This is a genomic window from Azospirillum sp. TSO5, from assembly GCF_003116065.1.
Taxonomy (GTDB): domain Bacteria; phylum Pseudomonadota; class Alphaproteobacteria; order Azospirillales; family Azospirillaceae; genus Azospirillum.
On record NZ_LGQY01000002.1, the window covers coordinates 1 to 4170 of the forward strand.

2 protein-coding genes are annotated in these 4170 nt (G+C 63.7%); both read right to left on the reverse strand.

The window, feature by feature from the left end; all coding sequences use genetic code 11:
- Positions 1 to 56: 56 nt before the first annotated feature.
- Positions 57 to 3029 (reverse strand): Tn3 family transposase, encoded by a 2973-nt coding sequence (locus TSO5_RS00250; protein ID WP_109149738.1) that lies wholly within the window; start codon positions 3027 to 3029, stop codon positions 57 to 59.
- A gap of 138 nt (positions 3030 to 3167) precedes the next feature.
- Positions 3168 to 3746 carry a recombinase family protein gene (locus TSO5_RS00255; protein WP_109149739.1) on the reverse strand — a complete coding sequence of 193 codons (579 nt, stop codon included), beginning with the start codon at positions 3744 to 3746 and terminating at the stop codon, positions 3168 to 3170.
- Between the last annotated feature and the right edge of the window lie 424 nt (positions 3747 to 4170).

Below are 4170 nucleotides of genomic sequence, written 5' to 3' on the forward strand. Positions count from 1 at the left end.
GGGGTCACTACACGAAAGTGATCAGATTGTCCGGGATGTGAGAACGGACTGGGAACTCATGCTGCAAGCAAGGACTGCATCCTCCGCAACGGCCTGAGGCCGGTTTCCGGAAGAGGGTCGGCCCCCCAGACATAGTCACCGGTAAGGCCGATATGCTCCCATCCCAGAGGCGCAACATGCCGCATCAATTCGGGGGTTACGCCATGCCCTTGGCTTACCAGTTCGGCGAAGGCGGCTTCGAGATAGCGTGTGTTCCACAGGATGATGGCGGAAACCAGCAGGTTCAGCCCCGATGCCCGGAAGACCTGGTTCTCGAAGCTGCGATCGCGCATCTCACCCAGGCGGTTGAAGAAGATTGCCCTGGCCAGAGCGTTCCGAGCCTCTCCCTTGTTGAGGCCGGCGTTAGCGCGTCGGCGGAGGGCGGGATCACGCAGCCACTGTAAGGTGAACGCGGTCCGCTCGATACGGCCGAGTTCTCGCAGAGCCAGGGCCAAGCCATTCTGGCGCGGGTAAGCCGAGAGCCGCCGCAGCATGGCCGAGGCCGTCGCGGTGCCCGAGCGGATCGAGGTCGCCAGCCGCAACAACTCCGTCCAGTTGGCCGTGAGGTGCTCGATGTCGATGGTTCCGCCAACCAAGGGCCGCAGAATGGGGGGTGCCTCCCGACCGGGCAGCAGGTAAAGCCTCCGGTCCTTCAAATCGCGGATACGCGGGGCGAAACGGAACCCCAGCAGGGCACACAGGCCGAAAACGTGATCGCTCGTGCCACCGGTGTCCGTGTAGTGCTCCTCGATGTCCAAACCACTCTGGTGATGGAGAAGGCCGTCGATGACATGGGGCGCTTCGCTGGCGGTCGCCGCGATCACCTTGGTGTGAAAGGGGCCGTACTGATCGGAGATGTGGGTGTAGAAGGCAATGCCCGGTTCGTTGCCGTGATGGGCATTCACATCGCCGACAGCTTCGCCGCGGCCGCCAGCACGGTAGAATTGCCCGTCGGAGGATGACGTGCGCCCGTCACCCCAGACGGCAGCCAACGGCAAGGCTCGGTGCGTGTCGATCATGCGGGCGAGCGCCACCATGTAGGTATCGTCTCGGATGTGCCAGTCGTGCATCCAGGCCAGTTGCCGCATAGATGCACCCCGGCAGGCTTCGGCCATCCGGGACAGGCCGAGATTGATGCCGTCGGCCAATACGGCGGTTAACGTTGCCGCCCTGTCGTCAGCGGGACGGCCGCTGCGTTGGTGCGTGAAACAGCCGGAGAAGTCGGTCCAGCCATCTACCTCCTGCAGAAGGTCGGTGATCTTGACCCGTGGCATGAGATCGTAAGCTCGACGGCCAAGGTCTTCGGCCTCCAGTGGGGTCGTGTCCCGGATCGGCTTCACGCGGAGTTCGCCGTCGGACAGATCGACGTCTTCAAGCAACCCCTCTTCGGCAAGGTCCGCCACCTCGGTAACGATCCGGTCGAGTTCCGCGCCTCTTTCAACAAGATGACTCTCGGCACTGCGTGGAACGGCCACGGGCAACGCCCCCTCCTCGCAAAGGATGTCGAAGGTCGGACGCGGCATGAGGCAGCTCTCGAAGTCCCGGTATTGGCGGCTCCCCTCCACCCAGACGTCGCCCGCCCGCAACCGATCACGCAGTTCAGACAACGCGCAGATTTCGTAAGCTTTCCGGTCGATGCCCTCCTTCTTGATGACGAAGGGGCGCCAGGAGCGCCGGATGAAGCCGGTCGGTGGCTTCTCGGGCAGAGTGCGGCGCCCAGCGGCGTACATGACCCGAATGGTGTCGAGCGCCCGCAGCAACGGCGTCACCGATGGACTGCCGAGAAAACTCAAGCGATTGAGGAGCGTGGGGGCGAAGGCTCGAACAGTGGCGTAGCGGCCGAGCATCTCGGTGCGCGGGTCGGCGACCTCCGGCTTTGCCAGGGCTTCGCTGTCGGTGACGCATTTCATGAAGCGGAACCAGCCAACCCCCTGGTCGACGGCTTCGTAGGGATCGGCGCCGGTTTCTCGAGCGCCGATCACCGCCTTGCACGCGGTCAGCAGCACCCGCAATTGGGTCTGGGTGTCCCGGACGGAGCGCAGGGTGTTCTCCGCCGTCCGGCGCTCGGCCTTCCGCGCCAGACTGCCGATCAGCTTGTCGAACATCGACAGGGTAACGTCGGTCAGATCCATCTCCAGCCGGATCGCGGTAGCTGCGAGCACAGCACGTCGGCGCGACGTCGCCAGATCCTGAAGATGCTGCGGCGTCATCCGCAGGCCTTCGGCCGCAAACCGCTCGAACGCGACCTCCGGCACGCGTGCGCGCAACGACCGGTCGATGCCGAGTTCCTTCAAGGCGGAAAGGCGCTCAATGACCGCCAGCATGTTGCGGGCGGTGGGGGCCGCCGGCACACGGCGCAACCAAGCGAGCATCGTCGCTTCAGTGTCGGCCCGCAGGGTCAGCAATCGGTCCAGCGCGTCGATTGTCCGCTGGTCGATACCATCGACAAGGGCACGATGCAGAACCCGTTCGGCCCGGCCACGAGCCTGATGGAGCATCAGTTCCAGGATCGCTGCCGAAGGGATCAGAATGCGACGGCGCCGGAACTCATCGATCAGGGTGGTCGCCAGAATGATCGGGTCCCGTGCGATCTGTGCCTTGGAGGTCAGCCAGGCCGCGAGGTCGCGAAAGAGGGTTCGATCAAAGGCACGGTGGCCGGTCCGTGCCATGATCGCGGCAACCTGCTCGCGCCGGTTCTGGTCACGTCGACTGTAGGCGATGAAATCGTCGGGCTCGGCGCCCACCTGCCGGGCGACGAACGCCAGCAGCGCGATGGGCGGGCGCTCGTCCGGCCCAGGAATCCGCCCAGGATGATGGAGATAGCAGAGCAGAATGGCGCAGCCCAGGCGGGTGTGCGCCGTGCGCCGCAGGGTGACGATGTCGAGATCGTCCCTGCTGAGCGTATAGTGGCGCACCATCGCGCGTTCGTCGTCCGGCACCGCCAGGAGCCTTGCCCACTGGTCTTCGGTCAGCAGCCGCCGGCGCGCCATATTTCCAATCTCCCATTACCTCGTTTTCGGGAGAGAATAGTGATGCGGGTCTGCGGGTGTCACGGAGTGAGCTGACCCAAACGCCACTTCCGGTCTTGGTCCGGGTAGCCGCAGAACAGGAAACTGTCATAGGACCGATCAAGAACCGGAGGCAGTACCCTTGGGAGTTTGAAGGGCAAATGCCCGGTACAGCGTCGATGCGTGGACATTGAGAATTCTGGCTGCCTCGCGGGGAGACCGCCCTTCATCGACCAAGCGTCGAGCGAGAGCGATCTGGTCAGCGGTCAACTTCGGTGGTCGACCGAACCGCACACCGCGCGCTTTGGCAGCCACGCGCCCCGTGCCAGTCCGCTCGGCGATCAGGGAACGCTCGAACTCGGCGATGCCGGCGAACACGGTCAGGACCATCCGGCCGGCTGACGAAGTGGTGTCGGCCCATGGCTCCGCCAGCGACCGGAGACCAGCACCGGCTCCCTGGAGTTGCTCCGCAATATCGAGAAGATCGCGGGTCGACCGGGCAAGCCTGTCGAGGCGCGTGACCGTCACAATGTCATCGGCCCGGAGCTGGTCGATCAGCCGGGCAAGCTGTGGCCGGTCGCGCTTTGCCCCGGAGGCCTTCTCCTCATAGATCCGGCGACAGCCGGCCGTCTGTAGGGACGCCCGCTGCTGCGAAAGATCCTGGTCGTCCGTGGAGACGCGCGCATAGCCGATGAGCATGGGGCATCCGTCGCAAAAGTCATCGCAGAACTCTTTCCTTTTGCGATAGACTTTTGCAACATCAAAAGCCCCAGGGATCCAATCCGGTACCCACCTGTCGCGAAACTTAGGAGTTTCGCGAGGCGAGCAACCGTTGCGGTTTCGCCATGCGGTCAATATTGCCGGATCGTTCAAAGATTCCGAGCGTTCAAGCCGCTGGAGAGGGTGGCGGCAGCGCGCATGCGGAGCTGTTGGCGCCTTCAGCGCCATCGTCGATCTCGATATGGCCCTCACATGCATCGCTGCAGCTGAACCCGTCTTTTGGCCCCATGCATAGAGAGGCAGATGTCCTCGTGAAGTGATATCGGGAAAGTTGAAGGAGCTGTTCATTCCATCCGCCTCGGGAGGTGCCCAGGTTACAAATCCGTATAGAATCAGTGACCGC

Bases quoted from the DNA above. Each gene is read 5' to 3' on its own strand.
- TSO5_RS00250 (WP_109149738.1), bottom strand. From the start codon at position 3,029: ATGGCGCGCCGGCGGCTGCTGACCGAAGACCAGTGGGCAAGGCTCCTG.
- TSO5_RS00255 (WP_109149739.1), bottom strand. From the start codon at position 3,746: ATGCTCATCGGCTATGCGCGCGTCTCCACGGACGACCAGGATCTTTCG.